This window comes from Nitrospirota bacterium, from assembly GCA_016212185.1.
Lineage (GTDB): Bacteria > Nitrospirota > Thermodesulfovibrionia > UBA6902 > DSMQ01 > JACRGX01.
Genome location: JACRGX010000052.1, coordinates 13127 through 32917, shown reverse-complemented (window position 1 = coordinate 32917; position 19791 = coordinate 13127). Strand labels below are relative to the sequence as shown.

Sequence of the window (19791 nt, the reverse complement as noted above, 5' to 3'; positions counted from 1 at the left end):
AGGCCTTGAATGACAGCTCATTAGGGCTAAAATTGTAATATGTTACACGTATGTTCTGTTACATAAGTGTTAAAATACAAGGGTTTTGAGTGCTCCAAGTGCAGTTGATTTGTTAGCATTTTGGGGCAGACTGTTTTATTTTATATAAAAGAGAAAAGTTAATAGTTGTGAGTTGAAGGAATAAAGTTGTAAAATGTCTGGTGCTTAAAAACAATACCTAATACCTAATACCTAATACCATATAACTAATTACATAATTAATATGGAACTTTACAATCTAACCATCAGCAAGGCACGGCAGGCAATCGGCAAGGGTCAGTTAAGCCCTGTGGAGCTGACAGAGGCCGTATTTAAAAGAATTGATGCTGTAGAGGGAAAAATAAAGGCGTTTGTAACCATTACAAGAGAAACTGCAATAGAATATGCCCGCAGTGCAGAGATTAATATAAAAAAAGGCGTAAAAGGCGCGCTTACAGGCATACCCATGGCAGTTAAAGATAATTTATGCACTGCGGGGATAAGGACTACATGTTCATCAAAAATACTTGAAAAATTTATCCCCCCATATGAAAGCACTGTGACAAAAAAACTTAAAGAGCAGGGCTATATACTGACAGGCAAGACCAATCTTGACGAGTTTGCAATGGGTTCATCAACTGAAAATTCCGCCTTTGGCGCAACAAGAAATCCGTGGGATACGGGGAGAATACCCGGCGGGTCAAGCGGGGGCTCTTGCGCGGCTGTTTCAGCCGGCGAGTGCATTGCCGCGCTTGGTTCGGATACGGGCGGTTCAATAAGACAGCCAGCTGCATTATGCGGAGTCGTGGGATTAAAACCGACATACGGCAGGGTCTCACGCTACGGGCTTGTTGCATTTGCGTCATCCCTTGACCAGATAGGCCCAATTACTAAGGATGTGAGGGATTCGGCAATTCTCCTGAACATCATCAGCGGTCATGACCCGTATGATTCAACTTCAGCGCCGCTAACAGTGCCTGATTTTGTTTCTGTGCTCGGGAGGGAAATAAAGGGGATGAAAATTGGCATCCCGAAGGAATTCTTAATTGAGGGCATGGATAAGGAAGTGGAGGCTTCTGTAAGGGATGCGATAAAAAAACTTGAGTCCCTCGGAGCCGTGCCTCTGGAGGTATCGCTTCCTCATACAGGATATGCAGTTGCAGCCTATTACATACTTGCAACATCTGAGGCGTCGTCCAACCTTGCACGATATGACGGCGTTAAATACGGATTAAGGGCAGAGGGCGGGGATTTGATGGATATGTATATGCAGACAAGGGCAAAGGGATTTGGCCCAGAGGTAAAAAGAAGGATAATCCTCGGCACTTATGCCCTTTCATCAGGATATTACGATGCTTACTACAAAAAGGCGCAGCAGGTAAGGACCTTGATAAAGCAGGATTTTCAAAAGGCGTTTGAGATGGTGGATGTCATAGCTACGCCTACAACGCCTGCGCCTGCATTTAAGCTCGGAGAAAAGACAAAAGACCCTTTGCAGATGTATCTTTCCGACATATTTACCATTTCTGTAAATCTTGCAGGTGTTCCCGGCATTTCCATTCCATGCGGTTTTACATCTGACAATCTGCCTGTGGGACTGCAGTTAATCGGAAAACACTTTGACGAAGAATCAATACTAAAGACTGCTTACGCATACGAGCAGTCAACTGACTGGCATAAGAAAAGACCGAAGTTATAAAATGGATTACTCAAAAAAACCGTTATAAGGTATAAATACCTTGGAGCAGTGAGATTGACATAAGGCATAGACACCTTCAAACGCTTTAGAAAGCAACAGAAATTATTAAATGAATAGCGAGCGTATTCCCCGTGGTCTTGCCACGGAGTTAAGCGAGCGAATATGATGAAGAAATTCCTAACATTAGATTCCCTGCGGTCTTGCCGCAGGGAATATCAATGTCATGTTGCAAATATTTAAGGCTTTTGCTAAGAACTCTGTATTAAAAAGCAACATGACTTCAAGGTGTTGCCCTAAAGCTTTTTCATGTGTCCATGCCTTATGTTTAAAGTATTTTTTTTAGTTTCATTACTGTAAGTTGCAACTAAATTTTAAAGGAGGTTTTATGGTAAAGATTGCACCTTCTATTCTTTCGGCGGATTTTTCACGGCTTGGGGAGGAGATAAAGGCGGCTGAGAAGGCCGGTGCGGATTTAATCCATGTTGATGTGATGGATGGGCATTTTGTCCCGAACATAACAATAGGACCGCCTGTTGTTAAATCAATCAAGAAGGCTGCCGGCATACCGCTTGACGTGCATCTTATGATTGAAGACCCGGACAAGTACATAGATGCATTTGTAAAGGCAGGCTCTGACATAATAAGCGTGCATGCAGAGGCGTCTACTCATTTACACAGGAGCATAAATTATATAAAGACCTGCGGGGCAAAGGCAGGCGTGTCCCTTAACCCTGCAACTCCTCTTAACATCCTTGACTTTATTCTGCCTGAGGTGGACATGGTGATTCTGATGTCTGTGAATCCGGGCTTTGGCGGGCAGGAATTTATACCGCAGACTCTTAATAAACTCAGAATGCTTAAGGAGATTATCAAAAAAAATAAGCTGAAGGTTGAGATAGAGGTTGACGGCGGGGTAAATACGGATAATGCCGGAGATGTTGTTAAAGCCGGTGCTGATATTTTAGTGATGGGCAATGCCTTCTACGGCTCAAAGGATTATGCAGGGGTGGTAAAGACGGTAAGGAAAAAGTGCGGGTGAGCCCGGCAGGAATTTTTTTAAAAAAAGCTGAAAAATACAGGGCGTCTGCCGAATACGGCAGGGCGGTTGAGTTATACAAAAAGGCGCTTGAATCTTTCAAACGCGATAATAATTTTACAGGCATTCTTGACTGTCATCTTGCCATAGCCGACACATTGCGGGCTATGGGTGAGTTTACAATTGCAAAAACTTACTACAAGCAGGGGCTTGAGATTGCCGAGGTTTTGGAAGATAAGGCATCAGAGGCGGATGCGCTTGCAGGAACCGGTCTTTGCGACAGGGCGCTCGGCAGCTGGAGAGCCGCTCTGTTACAAATCAGGGAAGCGCATAAAATCTATCAATCCCCCGGCGACAAAAAAGGCATTGCATTTTCCCTGTGGGCAGAGGCAGGGACTTACAGGATTAAAGGCGACATAAAAAAAGCCCTCAGGACATTTCATTCTGCGCTTAAGAAATTCAAAGGCATTAAGGACAGGGCAGGGATAGGTTATTCATACTGCGGGCTTGGAGGCTGCTCAAGGATTGCAGAAAGATTCAGAGACTCGGAAAAATATTACACAATGGCAAATAAAAACTTTAAAGAATTAAAAGACACCTTCGGGCTTGCTTATTCATACTGCGGTCTTGGGAATGCAAGACGGATGAATAATGATCATAAAAAGGCTTTAGAGTTTTTTAACAAGGCGTCATCTTTGTATAAAAAAATTGGTGACAGGGTAAGTTATGCCTATACACTTTGGAGCATGGGCACAACTTACAAGATACTCGGCAAACTTGAAAAAGCCGCTGGAAAATTTAAAGAGGCTGAGATACTTTTCAGGAAAACAAAAGACCCGAGAGGGGAGATTTACTGCATGTTAGGCATGGGAGAACTGGAGTACCTGAGAGGCAGAACGGAAAAAGCAAAAAGGGCGTTTTTGAAATCCTTGAAGTGTGCGGATTTTTATGGGTTTGGGGTTGAAAAAGGATATGTGGAAGGCTTATTCAGAGCGCTTGAAACGGGCAAGGGTTTCCCTGTAAATCTGCCTTGAAATATACCTGCCTTTTTGTTAGTATGTCTAACAATGAATGCCCCGGCGCCCTTATCAAAAGCCAATATGTTAAATAGGGTGATAGCCAAAAGCATTGATGTTATCATAGCTGTTGCATTGCTTGAAGTATTACCGAAAATAGGTTATTTTGCAGGGCTGGCTTATATCCTGATATGCGACGGCTTGTTTGAGGGAAGAAGCGTAGGGAAGCGCATAATCGGGCTCAGGGTTGTCTTTCAGGAAACAATGCAGGCCTGCACTTTCAGGGAGTCGGTAATCAGGAATTTCCCGCTTGCGGTTGGATATATCCTGATGGGTATCATACCGCTGATTGGTTTTATATTTCCTGCAGCTATAGTGATATTGGAAAGTCTTCTTATCATAGGCAGTGAAAAGGGTACGAGATTCGGCGATGAGATTGCAAAAACTCTGGTTATAGAGGAAAGTAAAGGGGGCTGAATGTTTCTTCAAAATATACTTGGATGGTTTTCAAATGACCTTGCTGTGGACCTCGGCACAGCCAATACGCTTGTATTTGTGAAAGGCAAGGGCATTGTCTGCAATGAGCCGTCTGTTGTGGCTATTCAAAGAGATACAGGCAAAGTCATTGCAGTCGGAACAGAGGCGCAGAGGATGCTCGGCAAGACCCCTGCAAACATTGTGGCGATGAGGCCTTTAAAAGACGGCGTGATAGCGGACTTTGACAAGACCGGCGAGATGCTGAAATACTTTATAAGAAAGGTGCATAACAGAAAGAGTTTTGTTTCGCCGCGCATTGTCATCGGCGTGCCTTCGGGCATAACGCAGGTTGAGCAAAGGGCTGTGAAGGATTCTGCAGAGGCGTCAGGCGCGCGTGAGATATATCTTGTAGAAGAGCCTATGGCGGCTGCCATCGGCGTGGGGCTTCCGATTGGTGAGCCCACGGGCAACATGATAGTTGACATCGGAGGCGGGACTACGGATGTGGCAGTCATTTCCCTCCATGGAATTGTGTACAGCAAGGCAGTAAGGGTCGGCGGGGACAAGATGGATGAGGCAATAGTGAATTACATAAAAAGCAAGGCAAAGACCCTTATCGGCGACAGGACTGCCGAACAGATAAAAAGGCAGATAGGCTCTGCATTTAAAGTTGACGACGAAAACAGGGCGATGGATATAAAGGGCAGGGATCTGGTTTCAGGCATCCCGCGTTCCATTACAATATTTGAAGACGAGATCAGGGAGGCAATAAACGAACCTGTTACCATGATTGTCAATACAATAAAGGCTGCCCTTGAAAATACGCCGCCTGAGCTGGCAGCCGATATCGTTGACAGGGGCATAGTGCTTGCAGGCGGAGGGGCCCTCCTGAGAGGATTGGATATGCTTCTAAAACATACAACAGGGCTTCCTGTAATAGTTGCGGAAGACCCCCTTTGCGCTGTTGTGAACGGAGTCGGAAGGGTACTGGATGACCTTGATATCCTTAAGAGAATTGCGATGCAGTAAATATCGCAGACGCCGCTATGTCTGTGATCTTAGAGTAAAATGCCGCTAAAGAAAAGATTCCTTGCATTTCTGTTTGTGGTTCTTTTGATTATTACACTGCTTACGTATCAGGGCATTAAGGTCAGCGCCGGATTTTATCCTGCATTTGATTTTTTAATCTTTCCGCTGAAAAGCATTGAACTTGCGAGTTCTTCCATGTCCTCAGGAATCAAAAACCTTTTTGAGAGGTATTTCCCGGGCTTAGACAAGGCAGATGAAATCCGGAATCTCGGGGAGAAGATAAGGGAACTTGAGCAGGAGAGGAACAAATTTGCTGAGACGCAGGCAGAGAATAAAAGGCTGAGGGATTTGCTTGAGCTAAAATCAGGGCGTCAGGATTATGTCACGTCAGCCGGGATTATTGCAAGAGACCCTGCCAACTGGTTTCAAATTCTCTGGATAAACAAGGGGTCTGAAAAAGGCATTAATAAGAATATGGTTGCGGTTACGGCTTCAGGCATTGTCGGAAGGGTTCACAGGGTTTTGAAAGACACGGCGAATATCATCCAGATAACAGACGTGAATTCATCCGTAGCTGTAAGGTTCCAGTCGCTTAATCTGGAAGGAATCCTTGAAGGCAAGGGCACGGACAGGTGTATTGTAAAATATGTGCCGCAGGAAGAAGAAGTAAGCGTAGGGGAAATAGTTATTACATCCGGGCTTGACGGCATATACCCGGAGGGGATTCAGGCCGGTTATGTCTCAAAGGTTATCAAAAAAGGCTATGGTCTTTTCCAGTACATAGAGGTTATTCCAATGCAGAATTTAAGCAAGGTGAGGGAAGTGTCAATCCTCAAACGGTGAACGGTAATCGGTGAACAGTGATCGGTAAAATGTTATAGGGATGAAAACTTTTTTGGTTTATCTTGCTGCAGCTTTCTTGGCCATAGTGATACAAGCCAAACTCTTTACAGGTGTAAAACCTGACATTGTGCTGGTCCTCGTATGTCTTTATTCCGTCAGAGACAGAGGGATAAAAGGGATAGCGTTCGGCGCCTTGACCGGCATGATTATTGACTCTGCCGGCGGGTTTGTCCTTGGGCCTAATATGCTCAGTAAGGCGTTTGCAGGCTATCTTTCTGCCTCAGTAAGAGAAAAATTCTTTGACTGGAATTTTTTATTAAATACGGCTCTGGTTCTTATTCTCTCTGTGCTTGATAATCTTTTGATTTATATCTGTTTCTCACAGGTTGCCGGAATATCCTTTGCAGAGAGAACATGGATGCCGTCAATCTTGCAGGTTGTTTATACAACATTGGTAGGCATAATCCTGTATCCTGTGATTAAACTGGTAACTGAGAAGTGAGAAGTGAGAAGTGAGAGGGGGACATAAGGGGTATTCACAGGAATGCCTGAAGAACCTTTTTTAAAAAATGGATAAGAGGATCGCAGCAGGCGCTTATATAATTATTCTTGTCTTTGCAATCTTTCTTTTAAGGCTTTTTTATCTGCAGATTATAAAGGGCGATGAGTATAAGACAATTGCGGAATCCAACAGATTAAGAACTATAAAAGTGCCTGCCCCGCGCGGCATAATTTATGACAGAAACAATAAACCTCTCGTGAAAAACATCCCATCCTATGACATATCGCTTGTCAGAGAAGAAACAAGTGACCCGGAGACATTGGCGGCCTTGTGTAATCTTTTGGGGCTTAATCCCACGGCGGTTAAGGGCAGGCTTGACAGTGCTGTGAATCCTTTTGAACCAGTAAAAATAAAAGAGAATATTTCATGGGAAGAAGTTGTAAAGGTTGAGGCAAGAAGGCTTGATTTTCCCGGCGTGCAGATAGATGTTGAAACAGGCAGGGAATATATTTATGGATCTGTGGCAAGCCACGTTATCGGCTATCTCGGCAGATTGACTCCTAAACAGGCAAAAAGTCCTGATTTCAGGGATGTGCCTAAGAGCGCATTCATAGGTCAGTGGGGGCTTGAGAAGATATATGATAAATACCTGCGTGGCGTTGCAGGCGAGAGGATTATTGAGGTTGATGCAACAGGCCGGGAGGTAAGGGCATTTGGAGAGAAAGGACCGGTAAAGGGGAATGATATAAAGCTCACTATTGACATGGACCTTCAGGTAATAGCCGAGGAGCTGCTGAAGAATAAAGCAGGCGCAGTTGTTGCGCTTGATCCAAACACAGGCGACATACTCGTGCTTGCGAGCGCGCCTTCTTTTGACCCGAACCTTTTTGCCAGAGGCATAAAATACGAAGACTGGGAAGCGGTTGTAAACGACCCTAAGAAACCGCTTCTTAACAGGGCGCTTCAGAGTCAGTATCCGCCGGGTTCTACATTTAAAATTATTACTGCCATTGCGGGGCGGGAGCAGGGCAAATTAACAGACGAGACAAAAGCGGTCTGCAGGGGTGGTCTTTATCTGGGCTCGCATTTATTTAAGTGCTGGAGAAAGAAGGGGCATGGCGTAATTGCATTTAAAAGGGCAATAGTTGAATCTTGCGACGTCTTTTTCTATGAGGCAGGAAGAAAGACAGGTATTGATAAAATAGCGGATTACGCCTCAGCCTTCGGGCTTGGAGAAGCAGCGGGCATTAACCTTGCCGAGGAGAAATCAGGCATTGTGCCGTCCACTGCTTGGAAATATAAAATAAAAAAAGAGCAGTGGTACATAGGTGAGACGTTTAATACAGCAATCGGACAGGGGTATGTATCTGCGACCCCTGTGCAGATGGCGCGGCTTATCTCTGCTGTTGCAAATAACGGGAAATTATATAAACTGAATTTAATTCATGCCGCCGGCGCAAAACCGCAGGTTGTTAGAGAGGTCAATCTTAAGCCTGAAACATTTGAGGCGGTGAGAAATGCGCTTGCCGGCGCTGTGGCAGAGCCTGGAGGCACGGGTTACATGGCGCGTTCAAAACTTGTGAGCATTGCCGGCAAAACAGGAACAGCTCAGGTTGTGAGCGAGAAAAAAGGCGGGAAAAAACCCACAGGCGACTACAGGGATCATGCGTGGTTTGTGGCATACGCGCCTGCCACAGACCCACAGATAGCGATGTCGGTTTTTGTAGAGCATGGGGGGCATGGAGGCACAGCATCCGCGCCAATCGCAAAGGCGGTTATTGAGGAATATTATAAGAAAAGGGTTCAAGGAGCCGAGGGGCAAAGGGGTCAAGTAACAAATAACGAATAACTTATAACTAAAGTTCACTGGAATCCATGAACCCTTGAATCCTCGAATCCTAATTTTAGTATGTTTGACAAAGAAACATTAAAGAAATTTGAGTGGCCTATTTTTGTTACCGTGCTGATATTGTCTTTTATCGGCGTGATGACAATCTACAGCGCAACACGTTCTCTGACCGGGGAAGGTCAGCAGTCATTTTATTTAAAGCAGTTATTCTGGCTTTTTATAGGCATGCTGTGTTTTGTATCTTTGATAAGCTTTGATTACCGCTGGTTCATCAGATCTGCATATGTTTTGTTTGTCATCAGTGTTATTCTGCTTGTTGCTGTTATTATTGCGGGCAAAATAGGCATGGGCGCACAGAGGTGGATATCCTTAGGTCCTTTTTCTTTTCAACCCTCCGAGATATTCAAGATTTGTTTTGTGCTGGCAATTTCAAGATACCTTGCAGACTCAGAGCGCAAAGACACTCTGGGCTTAAAAGAATTGTTTCAGATGATGTTTGCCTTCGTTGTTTTGCCCCTCATACTGATTCTGAAACAGCCTGACCTCGGGACAGGGCTGATGCTGCTTTTTATTTTTTCCTCCGTGATTTTAACTGTCGGCACCAGGAAAAAGCTCATTGTAGTCACCATTATTATTGCACTTGTCTCAGTGCCTTTTTTGGGGAATATCGTTTGGTCAGGATTAAAAGACTATCAAAAGCAGAGACTGGTTGCATTTATTGACCCCAAGACAGACCCTCAGGGATCAAGCTATCATATAAACCAGTCAAAGATTACCATAGGTTCGGGTAAAATTTTCGGCAAAGGTTATTTGAAAGGGACGCAGGGACCGCTGAGATTTTTACCGGAAAGGCATACAGATTTTATTTTTTCCGCATTTGCTGAGGAATGGGGATTTACAGGCGGTGTTTTTTTATTCCTGCTGTATCTCTTTATCATACTCAGGGGCTTTGATACTGCAAAAAAGGCGCGGGATCCTGAGGGAAGGTATCTGGCCCTCGGAATTACCTATATGATTTCATTTTATTTCATCATAAATGTAGGGATGACCCTCGGCGTAGTGCCTGTAGTCGGCGTGCCCCTGCCGTTTATGAGTTACGGAGGCACTGCACTGCTTTCAAATTACATTGCAATCGGGATTTTGATTAACGTAAGGATGCGCAGATTTCTGCTGTTTTACTGAACAAAAAACGGCGCGTGGTTGGAAGTAAATACAGGCAGGTCTTTCTTTAATATTTCAGAAACTGCCTTATTTTTTCTAAATTCATTATCAAGGAACCGCCTCGCCAGTCTTCTGTCCCACCCCTTCGGATGTGAGAAATCAGTATAAAGAGAAAGGTCTCCTTCGTAAAAACTGCTGGTTTAAAATTTTTCTGTTTCAGGCCCATAGACAGGCATGTTGAATATTGCAAGATTTAAAAAACCTATTGCATCTTTGTGGTTAATGACAAATTCAAGGGTTTTCCGCGCCTCTGTCAGCGTCTCTGCCGGCGTGCCGAAAAGCAGATAGACGTATGATGCAATCCCTGTTTTTCTCAGAATAAGAAGTAAGAAGTGGGGTCAGGTCTTGTAAGAAGTGGGGTCAGGTCTTTACTTTTACTGTTTATCATTTACAATTCTGCTAATTGTTGTATAAAACAATCCGAGGGAATCTGCAACTTCCTTTTGGGTGTAACCAAATTTGTTAACAGCCTCTTTTATATGTTTGTTCCTATATTTTTTATTCAACGATATTTCTTTATTAAAGATTTCTTTAAGTGCAGGTCTATTTATATGCCTCTGGCATTTTGGTATTTCTTTAATGTCCTCATGTCCTTTTACATATCCAATTAAATTTTCTACAAACTCATTACTTCCGAGAATGCTCTGACCCTTAATATCTTCCCATATTGTTTTTTCCCCTGTCCCGGCCTCTACGAATTCCCTGTATTTCTTCTCCGCTGCCCCCTTCTTCTGTGCAAATTGACCTAATATCCAGTCTGTTGTCAAACAAGAATGAGATTTTTCAATCCCTGCTGTTGCGTGGTAACTGCTCCACTTCCAATCTTTAATGCCTTCTACGGACTTTGCACGTACAGGGTTTAACACTACATACCGGCATACCTCAAGCAAATGATTTTCCTTCTGTATAAGTATCGCCTTGTATCTGCCTTGGAATATATGACCTACGCGGTTGTGTTTATTGTTGAATATTTGAGTATATACGCCATTCAACTGCCGCATTCCCTTTGAAAGATTGCCGTCAGGGGTTTCAATCATAAGATGGTAATGGTTATTCATCAGACAATAACCATGGCATATCCAGTTGTATCTCTTGTTTACCTTGTGAAGTGCATCAAGAAAGATATTGCGGTCTGTGTCGTCCTTATAGATGGGCTTTTTTTCATTACCGCGTGATGTAATGTGATACAAAGCCCCATCGTATTCTATTCTTAACGGTCTCGCCATGAGATATATTATGCATATTTAAGACAAAATAGTAAAATTAAAGACCTGACCCCACTTGCAGTACTTAATATACGAAGTTCGTATTTTAAACCTGTTCTTAATTGCATTTATACAACGCTGAATTAAAAAATGCAATACATTTTTTAATTCAACAAAATACTCTTCAGCCCTTTGTTTTTACAAGTCCGATCAATATTATGAACAGCAGGGTTGCTGCGCTTGCGGTTACCGCTCCGAAGTAAAAAGTTGCGGAAGGGGAGATGTTATCCCAGAGCCATCCGCCTATGATGCTTGCAGGGAGCATTGCAAGCCCTGTGAAGGTGTTAAAAATCCCGTAGCCGGTTGCCTTCATATTCTGCGGAATGATAGTCCCGATGAATGCCTTTTGCACGCCTTCGGTAAGCCCCATGAATATACCGTAAAGCATAAACAATGCCCAGATATGCCATTGCTGAGATGCCCCGGTAAATCCATAATAAACAAATCCGAACAATATAAAACCCAAAAGTATGACCCGCTTTTTTCCGAACTTGTCTGAGAAAATTCCGGCAGGCACTGAGGTAAGCGAGTAGATGAGATTAAATGAAAGATAGAGTATTGGTATCTGAGTCTCTTCAATGCCGAGATTTGCCGCTCTCAGAATCAGAAATACATCGCTTGAATTGCCGAGGGCGAACAGGGTTGCGACGGCGACAAAAAGTTTAAACCGCCAGTCAAAAGAATGAGGGTTCAAGGGTTCAAGGGTTCCAGGATTCAAGTTAGTGTCAGTTTTTAGTGTCAGTTTTTCTTTGCCGACACTGTCACTTTTCACTGACACTTGGGATCCTTGACCCTTTTCCTTAATCAAAAAGACAATAACCAAAACCGCAATTATCGCCGGTATCATTGAAAGCCAGAAGACAAGCCTGAAGTTTCCCGTGAAAATGGAAAGGATGAGAAATGCCATTGCAGGTCCTATAACTGCGCCGAGTGTATCCATACTCCTATGGAATCCGAATGAACGCCCGAGCTCAGTCATGGGTGTTGATTCAGCGATTACTGCATCACGCGGAGCGCCTCTTATACCTTTGCCAAACCTGTCTACAAAGCGGAATGCAAGCACATGCCCCCACAGGGTTGAAAACGCTACTATGGGTCTGCTTAATGCGGAAATCCCATAGCCTGCAATCATGAGGGCTTTTCTTTTGCCCATTCTGTCTGAAAGCCATCCGGAGAAAACCTTTAAAAGACTTGCCGTGCTTTCTGCGATTCCTTCAATAAGCCCGATTACGGATTTATTGACGCCTAAAACAGTGCTCAGAAAAATCGGGACAAGGGGATATATCATCTCAGAGCTCAGGTCCATGAAAAAGCTCACGAGTCCTGCGAAAAACACATTTCTGTGCAGTCCTATGATTTTTCTGTCAGTGTCCATATGAAGTCTTTTGCTAATCTAAACTAATCTTTCCCGAATATCTTTTCTCCCGCAATATTCATCCCGATGGCGCCGAGCGGTGCGGTAAAAATAATTGATAAGACTGCAACGGCAAGGATTATACCGCCTGATTTAACCCCGATGGAAAGAGGCACGGCGCCGACTGCCGCCTGCACCGTTGCCTTTGGAATATATGAGACAATACAGAATAACTTCTCTTTTGAATTTAAGCCGCTCTTTATGAGGGATACATATGTGCCGGCGCTCCTTGCCAGTAAACCCAAAAGTATGACCGCGGCGCCTGCCAGGCCTGCTTCCAATGCCGTATTAATATCAACCTGTGCGCCGGCCATGACGAAGAGAAGTATTTCTGCAAACACCCATATCTTGCCGAGTTTCAGGGATATCACATGGGCGATGGGCTCGGATTTTTCAAGCATGATAAATCCTATTGCTATGATGCCGGAAATCGCTGAAAGCGGTGCAAAAGGTCTAAGGATTTTTTCAAGCCAGGTGAGTAGTACTGCGGTTCCTATGACAATCAAAGTTTTTTTGGTGGCCCTCGGCTTATATATTTCAAAAAGTTTATACAATGCAAATCCGATTACAGCCCCGGTGATAATGCCCACAGCGACGGAAACCGGTATTTCTAAAAGTTTTAAAAAAATGTTTGTATTTTCCCCCTCGTATATGCCGATGAGCGCTGAAAATATTACTATCACGAATACATTGTCCAAAGACGAGGATGCGAGCAGTAATGTTGGGATGCCTTTTTTTGTCCCGCGGTGGTCCTCAATAAATTTCAGCATTGAAGGCACTACGACTGCCGGTGAGACGGCGGCAATGACAGAGCCTAACAGGGCGGCTTCAAAAAAACTTATGCTGAAAAATATCGGTGCTGTAAGGGCAATCACCGCGCCCTCAAACACGGCAGGCGTGAACCCCATTATTACAGCACGCCTGCCCACTTTGTTAAGAGTATCTCTTTTTACGGCAAATCCAGCCCTGAGGAGAATGACTACGAGGGCCAGCATCCTGAAATCCGCGGATACTGTTATCAGGGCGGGGTCAATAACATTAAATACATAAGGCCCTAAAAATATGCCGGCAAGGAGCATCCCGATAAGCCCGGGAAGGCGCAGCCTCTTAAACAGATAATCGGAAAACAGCCCCAAAAGTATGATGAGCGCAAAACTTATTGCCATATGTTACCCTCCATGAAACTAAAAAACTCCTGCCTTATCAGTAAAGTTTACCAATAAAGTAGGAGTCATCAGTCCCGGAACTTTGAGACGGTCAATAGCGAACTCCATCGCCTGTCCAAAGCATAGCAGAATAAACTTTTATTAGTCAACAAGAAACTGCCTGCAAAATTTTTCTTGATAGAATTTCCGAAATGGTTAAAATATCCTATGAAGGAATTAGCTTAAGGCATATGTGCGTGAAAAACTTTAAGGCAACACCTTTGCGTCATGCTGCCTTTTACAAATAATTTAGAAGCAAATACTTAAAACTTTTTGCAGCATGACAGATAATAATCACTGTTGTTTTCTTAAAGTTTTGAGGGCATATATGCCTTAAGTTTGCTAACAAGAAGTGTTTTAAGGAGGATAATGATATGCAAAAGACCGTCACTTATTTTGAAAAGGCAGGGCCTGAAAATACTGTGCAGTGCGCTGATATTGTAAGGGGCGCAGTAAAGGATTCTGCTTTCAGACATGTGGTTGTTGCCACGACTTCCGGCGATACAGGGCAGATGTTTGCAGAGATGTTAAAAGACAGCGGCGTAAATCTGGTGGTTGTGACACATTCGCACGGATTTAAAGAGCCGAATCATTCTGAGATATCTGATGCAGTAAAAGAAAAAATCCAGTCACTTGGCGCAAAAATATATACCGGTACAATACTGACCCACAGCCTTGAGACTGCCCTGGCAGTGCAATTCAGCGGGGTTTATCCGACGCTTCTTATTGCGCAGACTTTGAGGAGGTTTGGCGAAGGGGCAAAGGTATGCTGTGAGATGGTGATGATGGCGGCTGATGCCGGTCTTATCCCTGAAGGTGAGGAGGTAATTGCGGCGGCAGGCACGACACGAGGCGCTGATACCGTAATGGTTATCCGCTCCGCAGCATCAAAGAGGTTTCTAAAGCTGAAGGTGCTTGAGATACTTGCAAAGCCGCACGGGTGAGAAAAAAATAAACGCTGAAACGAAGCGTGAACAGATACCCTTAAAATTTTTAGAACGCAACCTGCCTGCTGGCAGGCAAAAATTATTAAATGTCATGTTGCAAAAATTCAAGGCGTTACGTGAAGGACTAAACACTAAAAGGCAACATGACAGCAGGGGTGTTGCTCTAAAACTTTTTCGGCTACCTATTCACGCTTTATCCAAATAAGCATGGAGGCAAGGGACATAAAAATCTCTTAGAAATGCAATGAGTTATTATTGAGATGTCATGCGGTAAAAGTTTATAATAGATAAATTGTACATTTTTCATTTGCCGTATGACATGTTTTAACGTATTGCTCTAACAGCTTTTTCTGCCCCTTGCCTCCATGCCGCAGGTTGGAGTTACAGTCTCTCCGCTTTCATCTTAAATACAAAATCATAATTCTGTATGTCTTCCTATTTGCAGCCTTTCAACACAGCCACACAGGGGAAAAATACACATTGTTATATTCCCCCCAAAAATCCTTATTCAACACAAATGATATATCAGTTTGATAATCTTTCTCAAAGTGCCTTATCCCGGTCGGTACACGCGGTGATTTGAAAGAGAAATTCTTGACCTCTATTGCTTTTGGCTTATTATCTTCAACAAGTACAAAATCAACCTCGTTTTTTGAAAGCGTTCTCCAGAAGTGAAGTTCAGAAAGCGGCGGGAGGTTTTTCATTATATTACCGCATACAGTGTTTTCAAGAAGCCCCCCTGAATCGGTTCTGCTTTCAAGGTCATGAAAATTTTTAACTACAATATTCCTAAGGCCGGTATCCACAAAATAGATTTTTTTCATCTTGCTGATTTCTTTCCTTGGATTATTTGAAAAAGGCGTAATAGTTTTTATAACAAAGGTGTTTTCAAGTAAGAAAAGATACCTCTCAAGGGTATCTCTCGCAATCTTTACCGTAGTACACAGTTCTGAAATGTTTATCATCCCCCCCGTCTGTAATGAAAGGGCTTTAATAAGATTATTGAATGCCGTGATATTATCAATCCTCATAATATCTTTTATGTCCTTTTTTATATAAGAATTATAAATGTCCATTAGATATGCCACCTTCTTTTCCTGCTCTGCCTCAAGGGCAATCTTCGGGTATCCGCCAAATACTACGTATTCTCTAAAATACCCCGCCAGTTCAGAAGCGAAATATTTGGCAGGAAGTTCTTCAATTTTATCACCCGGTTTAAAGTGCCGTATATTGCTTTTTAATACAGCATCAGCGAGTTTTTTTTCATTTTTAAATATTAGAAATTCGTAGAAGTCAAGGGGATAAACCTCAAACACTACCTTCCGTCCTGCAAGGGAGTCTTTAAATTTCCGCCTTATTTCAAGTGTAGATGAACCTGAAACAATCAGTTTAAGATTCTTGTGTTTGTCATTAAGCAATTTTAAAAAGTTTGCAGGATTTTGCATGTACTGAATTTCATCAATAAAAATATAATTCTGTTTCTCAATGTCTGCCCCTGATGCCTTTAATAAACCAATGAACTCTTTTATCCCCTTATTCAGAATTTCAAGTATTGTGAAATCTTCAAGGTCAAAATAATGCACGTGTTTTTTGTTTGCTTTTTGTTTATTTAACTCCTCAATAACCAGATGAAGTATTGATGTTTTCCCAACCTGCCTTGCACCAACAAGCACTATTATGCCAGGCTCATAAAGGTATTTTTTTATTTCCCGTAGTATCTTTCTTGGATATAGGTTCATTTTTTCTATTATCGCCTGCTCCTTAATAATTTTGAGGTATATGTAGTAAAATTATTTAATAATATTACTATATTGATGTGAATAAGTCAATAATTGATTCCACTTTTGGCTTACAGCCTCTCTACCTTTACCTTAAATACAAAATCATAATTCTGTATGTCTTCCCATTTGTAGCCTTTTAAGGTTGAACGGGTGTCATCGCTGTCGCCGAAAGGATTCCCCGGGATGTAAAACCAGTTCATTATCGCTTCCCCTGAATGCCTGAACACAATCCAGTACCTGCCTTTTTCCAAGGCCACTTTATCAGGGAAGTGAAAATCCACCCAATAGTAGCCGCGTCTTTTTTTGATGTTATCAAGAAACATGGGCTGTGACCTTATGCCTTTGAGGCTCGGTCTGGTATTGTCGTCAGATACGAGGTCAATGTAAACCGTGCCGTCTCCTCCGAATTTCCTCATGGCTAAGGAAACCTCATTAATCTGGAGTTTCTCGTCAATATCAAACGCCTGCGCATAAATATATTTAGACGTCACGTATTCAGCGGTTTCTTTATCCATAATCCTTACACCCCTGTCACCTATGACCTGATATAAATCAACAAGATTTGGGAATTGCATGTTGCCAAATTCCAGATTCTTCTCCTTCGGCAAAACAGGCACGGGCGGTTTTGATACAGCAGGGGGCGCGGGCTTTTCCTCTGCCGCCGGTATCGGCTTTTCTTCAACCTTCGGAGCCGCAGCCTTTGCAATCAAGTTATTGCTGAAAAGATATGCTCTCGGAGCGCTGTCGGAAAATTTCGGCGTAAGTGAAATTGCATCGGCTAAAAATTTTGCATCAATATTTTCATCATACTCAGGCAGGTAAGGAGACGCCTTCCATGAATCATTTATGTCATTGGAGTCAAGCCCGTGAGTTTGTTTGATGTGCCGTGAAGAAGTAAACTGCTTTGACTGCTGGGGGTCGTAAGACAGCCAGCCTAAGTCAGGAAAGTAGATCTCCATCCATGCATGCCCGCCTTGCCCGATGCTCTGCACGAGATAATTATCGGCGTCAAGCGGAATTTTCCAAGACTGTTTGAGGCTGATGCCCCCCACAATCCTTGCAGGAATTCCGGCTGCCCTCAGGAGCGCTATGCTCATATGCGCATAATTCTGACAGTTGCCTGATTTTGTCTTCATTGTGTAAAGCGCATCATACTGAGGCGGATTGTAGGTATATTTAACATTGTCTGAGACATGGTTTAAAATAGCAGTGACAGCCTCGTATTCTGTAGATGCCTTTGAAATTAGTTCTTTTGCCAAAGCCGTTATTTCAGCGCTGTCGCTCTGAACCATCCTTGTGGATTTAAGATAAACTGCTTCACTCTGGGGAATTGATTTTAAAGGGAAGGCCGCCTTGCTTTCCATTGCAGCGAGTTCTGATTTTATGTGCGTCTCAAAGTTTATATTGACCCGCACATCTTTGTTAATGTTATTCCAAGTGACTGACTTAAAACGGTTGCCGAATGGATCAACCTCATCATCAACCTTTGAAGGCTCAGGGTCAAATCTGACATCAGGCGTTTTTGTATCCTGTGAGACGACTTTATTTGAAAATGCGGCAGGCAGGGCAAACCTGAACATAAATTTATTAAGCGGTTTGTCAACGCTGAAACCCATCTGCTGTGTCACACTGATTCTGCTGTCAAGCCTGCCCTCAAGGATGATGGTTTTTGCAAAAACTATATTGCAGGAGAAAACTAAAAGAAGGCATAAAGCAAGACGGATAAGGTTTTTTCTCATAAGCTTTTTACCTCGTAAGCGTATAAACCGCCACGGCCTCTGTCCAGTCCGCAGGCTCAAGCTGATTAAGCCTCTTTATCAAATCGCTTATCATGCCTGTGGACTTTGCATCGTAAACCTTAGAAAGCCCTTCCTGAAAGCCGAGAGAAATTAAATCCTCTTTTTTTCTTGTGGCTATGAGCTTAATCTTTTCCTCTGCCGTCTTACCCTTGTAATCAGGGAGAAATCTTGCCTGAAGACTGCCTGCGCCTGGGAATGTATAGGGTTTTCCTGCTTTAATGCCATTGTCCTGATTTGTTGAATTAGGGAGCAGTAATGTCACAGAGCCGTCTGCGGCAACAGAGAATATATAAACATAGCAGTCGGTGTCTGCCTGATAAAATATTTTAACCTCATCGTCTTCCTTCAGATCCGTTTTTGAAAGGGAGAGTTTTAAGGACATGCCTTCGCCTTTCTCAGGATATACAGGCTTGATAAGGGCTTTGAGGTTTACTTTATAAAGATTTCTGTCTTTTTCATCCCATCCTTCTTTTATAATTTCAATCTTTTCAATCTTTCCCCTCACTGCCGCATATATCAGGTCTTCTGCAAGCTCACTGTTTGAGACAAGTGTGTGGGATTTTATGAATACGCCGACTGCCTGCTCTATTGCCTTGTTTTGGGCATCCCTTTTTGCCCTTTCCATAACCTCTTTTGGAGTTTCAACTTCACTGAGATATGCCTCGCCTTCTGAGGTAATCCAGACAGTGTTTTCAGAGGCAAAAGTTGGAAAAGTGAAAAGCACAACTATGATTAATGCGATAAATTTATACATTGGTTTCAATATAGCTCCCCGAATTTTCTCTCGTCTAGTTCCCCTTTTTTTATAACGACGGCATCACCTGAAATTTCATTGTCTGAAAATGGCTGTCAAAAGAAAATGCTGTATCTATATTTAATCTCTCCATCATTGCAAAGCTGGTGCAGTCCGTGTAACTGAAGTCCGTATCCTTGTATTTAAGGAAAATCTCCCAGGCATTTTCTTCATCGTCGTCTTTTACTGTGATAAGGCTAATAAATTGGCTGTCCTTAAGCCTTTGTCCAAACTCCTTTGCAATGTTCCATCCAAGGCGGCTCCGAAGCAGAGTAATAGCCTCATCGAACACAAAATTTGTTGTTAGAAGAGGAATTTTGTTGTTTCTCAAAAAATGTTCAGCGTTTTTATGGTCAGGGTCATTTTTGTCAACAAGGGCATACCACGCCCCTGTATCCACAAATAGCCTTTTCACTTCTTTTTTCTTTTTGCATACAGGAATTGGTCATGCTCTCTTGCAACAGGAGACCCATCACCGGAACCAATACCTATAATGTTCCACACGGAATCTTTTTTTGTTTTTACAACCTGTTTTGAAAATTTTTCAGATAAAAACTCTCTGATAATGCAGGAGAGGCTTTTTTTTTCCTTTTTTGACATCTCAAGCAATATTTGATATTGCCAGTCTTCAAGGGATATCTGCGTTCTGTGCTTTGCTGTTTCCATATGTTTCACCTCTGGTTACATCTTACATCATACATCATTGCAATGTCAAACGTTAAAATGAACGGTTCAAGATTGTTCAAACTAACTATAAGTTCAAAATTGTTTAAGCAGTTCAATAACTACAAGTTCAAATCTATAACTGACCGTTCAACATTGTTTAAGCAGTTTAAGCCGTTCAATAACAACAACAGGTTCAACATGGTTCAAATAGTTCAAGCCGTTCAATCTTGA

The 19791-nt window shown here is 42.9% G+C and carries 18 protein-coding genes; 10 read left to right on the top strand and 8 right to left on the bottom strand.

Annotated elements, in window-relative coordinates; all coding sequences use genetic code 11:
- Window positions 1–262: 262 nt before the first annotated feature.
- The 9 genes from gatA (at window position 263) to rodA (ending at window position 9651) form a co-directional block, all read left to right on the top strand.
- A complete protein-coding gene (gene gatA / locus HZA10_05780) occupies window positions 263–1717 on the top strand; it encodes an Asp-tRNA(Asn)/Glu-tRNA(Gln) amidotransferase subunit GatA (GenBank protein MBI5195811.1) in 1455 nt (484 codons plus the stop codon).
- A gap of 385 nt (window positions 1718–2102) precedes the next feature.
- On the top strand, window positions 2103–2756 hold the full coding sequence (locus HZA10_05775; protein MBI5195810.1) for a ribulose-phosphate 3-epimerase: 654 nt from the start codon (window positions 2103–2105) through the stop codon (window positions 2754–2756).
- Entirely contained in the window at window positions 2753–3787 is a 1035-nt protein-coding gene (locus HZA10_05770) for a tetratricopeptide repeat protein (protein ID MBI5195809.1), read from the top strand. The genes HZA10_05775 and HZA10_05770 overlap by 4 nt, the downstream gene beginning before the upstream one ends.
- A gap of 33 nt (window positions 3788–3820) precedes the next feature.
- A complete protein-coding gene (locus tag HZA10_05765; protein ID MBI5195808.1) occupies window positions 3821–4246 on the top strand; it encodes an RDD family protein in 426 nt (141 codons plus the stop codon).
- Window positions 4247–5275 (top strand): rod shape-determining protein, encoded by a 1029-nt coding sequence (locus tag HZA10_05760; protein ID MBI5195807.1) that lies wholly within the window; start codon window positions 4247–4249, stop codon window positions 5273–5275.
- 39 nt (window positions 5276–5314) lie between these two features.
- Complete coding sequence (gene mreC / locus HZA10_05755; GenBank protein ID MBI5195806.1) at window positions 5315–6118, top strand: rod shape-determining protein MreC; 804 nt, start codon at window positions 5315–5317, stop codon at window positions 6116–6118.
- A 40-nt stretch (window positions 6119–6158) separates the two neighbouring features.
- Window positions 6159–6620 (top strand): rod shape-determining protein MreD, encoded by a 462-nt coding sequence (mreD, locus tag HZA10_05750; protein ID MBI5195805.1) that lies wholly within the window; start codon window positions 6159–6161, stop codon window positions 6618–6620.
- A gap of 67 nt (window positions 6621–6687) precedes the next feature.
- Window positions 6688–8469 carry a penicillin-binding protein 2 gene (gene mrdA / locus HZA10_05745; protein ID MBI5195804.1) on the top strand — a complete coding sequence of 594 codons (1782 nt, stop codon included), beginning with the start codon at window positions 6688–6690 and terminating at the stop codon, window positions 8467–8469.
- A gap of 60 nt (window positions 8470–8529) precedes the next feature.
- Window positions 8530–9651 carry a rod shape-determining protein RodA gene (gene rodA / locus HZA10_05740; GenBank protein MBI5195803.1) on the top strand — a complete coding sequence of 374 codons (1122 nt, stop codon included), beginning with the start codon at window positions 8530–8532 and terminating at the stop codon, window positions 9649–9651.
- Between the two features lie 413 nt (window positions 9652–10064).
- Here the strand turns inward: rodA and HZA10_05735 are convergent, their stop codons facing one another.
- The 3 genes from HZA10_05735 to HZA10_05725 form a co-directional block, all read right to left on the bottom strand.
- Window positions 10065–10916 (bottom strand): transposase, encoded by an 852-nt coding sequence (locus tag HZA10_05735; protein ID MBI5195802.1) that lies wholly within the window; start codon window positions 10914–10916, stop codon window positions 10065–10067.
- A gap of 163 nt (window positions 10917–11079) precedes the next feature.
- The gene (locus HZA10_05730) at window positions 11080–12330 is read right to left on the bottom strand and encodes an MFS transporter (GenBank protein ID MBI5195801.1); all 1251 of its coding nucleotides are present in this window, start codon (window positions 12328–12330) and stop codon (window positions 11080–11082) included.
- Window positions 12331–12353: 23 nt separating this feature from the next.
- The gene (locus tag HZA10_05725; protein ID MBI5195800.1) at window positions 12354–13535 is read right to left on the bottom strand and encodes a cation:proton antiporter; all 1182 of its coding nucleotides are present in this window, start codon (window positions 13533–13535) and stop codon (window positions 12354–12356) included.
- Between the two features lie 413 nt (window positions 13536–13948).
- On the opposite strand from HZA10_05725, the gene HZA10_05720 reads away from it, so the two are divergent.
- On the top strand, window positions 13949–14518 hold the full coding sequence (locus HZA10_05720) for a hypothetical protein (protein ID MBI5195799.1): 570 nt from the start codon (window positions 13949–13951) through the stop codon (window positions 14516–14518).
- A 452-nt stretch (window positions 14519–14970) separates the two neighbouring features.
- Here the strand turns inward: HZA10_05720 and HZA10_05715 are convergent, their stop codons facing one another.
- From HZA10_05715 to HZA10_05695, 5 genes are all read right to left on the bottom strand, one after another.
- Complete coding sequence (locus tag HZA10_05715; protein MBI5195798.1) at window positions 14971–16260, bottom strand: ATP-binding protein; 1290 nt, start codon at window positions 16258–16260, stop codon at window positions 14971–14973.
- 110 nt (window positions 16261–16370) lie between these two features.
- Window positions 16371–18041 carry a transglutaminase domain-containing protein gene (locus tag HZA10_05710; GenBank protein MBI5195797.1) on the bottom strand — a complete coding sequence of 557 codons (1671 nt, stop codon included), beginning with the start codon at window positions 18039–18041 and terminating at the stop codon, window positions 16371–16373.
- 7 nt (window positions 18042–18048) lie between these two features.
- Window positions 18049–18855 (bottom strand): DUF4384 domain-containing protein, encoded by an 807-nt coding sequence (locus tag HZA10_05705; GenBank protein ID MBI5195796.1) that lies wholly within the window; start codon window positions 18853–18855, stop codon window positions 18049–18051.
- Window positions 18856–18904: 49 nt separating this feature from the next.
- Window positions 18905–19309, bottom strand: coding sequence for a PIN domain-containing protein (locus HZA10_05700; protein MBI5195795.1), 405 nt, complete (start codon window positions 19307–19309; stop codon window positions 18905–18907).
- Complete coding sequence (locus HZA10_05695) at window positions 19306–19560, bottom strand: hypothetical protein (protein MBI5195794.1); 255 nt, start codon at window positions 19558–19560, stop codon at window positions 19306–19308. The genes HZA10_05700 and HZA10_05695 overlap by 4 nt, the downstream gene beginning before the upstream one ends.
- Between the last annotated feature and the right edge of the window lie 231 nt (window positions 19561–19791).

Coding starts and splice junctions, on each gene's coding strand:
- HZA10_05765 (MBI5195808.1), top strand. CDS start 3,821: ATGAATGCCCCGGCGCCCTTATCAAAAGCCAATATGTTAAATAGGGTG.
- HZA10_05775 (MBI5195810.1), top strand. CDS start 2,103: ATGGTAAAGATTGCACCTTCTATTCTTTCGGCGGATTTTTCACGGCTT.
- mreC (MBI5195806.1), top strand. CDS start 5,315: ATGCCGCTAAAGAAAAGATTCCTTGCATTTCTGTTTGTGGTTCTTTTG.
- mrdA (MBI5195804.1), top strand. CDS start 6,688: ATGGATAAGAGGATCGCAGCAGGCGCTTATATAATTATTCTTGTCTTT.
- HZA10_05720 (MBI5195799.1), top strand. CDS start 13,949: ATGCAAAAGACCGTCACTTATTTTGAAAAGGCAGGGCCTGAAAATACT.
- HZA10_05695 (MBI5195794.1), bottom strand. CDS start 19,560: ATGGAAACAGCAAAGCACAGAACGCAGATATCCCTTGAAGACTGGCAA.
- mreD (MBI5195805.1), top strand. CDS start 6,159: ATGAAAACTTTTTTGGTTTATCTTGCTGCAGCTTTCTTGGCCATAGTG.
- gatA (MBI5195811.1), top strand. CDS start 263: ATGGAACTTTACAATCTAACCATCAGCAAGGCACGGCAGGCAATCGGC.
- HZA10_05760 (MBI5195807.1), top strand. CDS start 4,247: ATGTTTCTTCAAAATATACTTGGATGGTTTTCAAATGACCTTGCTGTG.
- HZA10_05730 (MBI5195801.1), bottom strand. CDS start 12,330: ATGGACACTGACAGAAAAATCATAGGACTGCACAGAAATGTGTTTTTC.
- HZA10_05735 (MBI5195802.1), bottom strand. CDS start 10,916: ATGGCGAGACCGTTAAGAATAGAATACGATGGGGCTTTGTATCACATT.
- HZA10_05705 (MBI5195796.1), bottom strand. CDS start 18,855: ATGTATAAATTTATCGCATTAATCATAGTTGTGCTTTTCACTTTTCCA.
- rodA (MBI5195803.1), top strand. CDS start 8,530: ATGTTTGACAAAGAAACATTAAAGAAATTTGAGTGGCCTATTTTTGTT.
- HZA10_05710 (MBI5195797.1), bottom strand. CDS start 18,041: ATGAGAAAAAACCTTATCCGTCTTGCTTTATGCCTTCTTTTAGTTTTC.
- HZA10_05725 (MBI5195800.1), bottom strand. CDS start 13,535: ATGGCAATAAGTTTTGCGCTCATCATACTTTTGGGGCTGTTTTCCGAT.
- HZA10_05715 (MBI5195798.1), bottom strand. CDS start 16,260: ATGAACCTATATCCAAGAAAGATACTACGGGAAATAAAAAAATACCTT.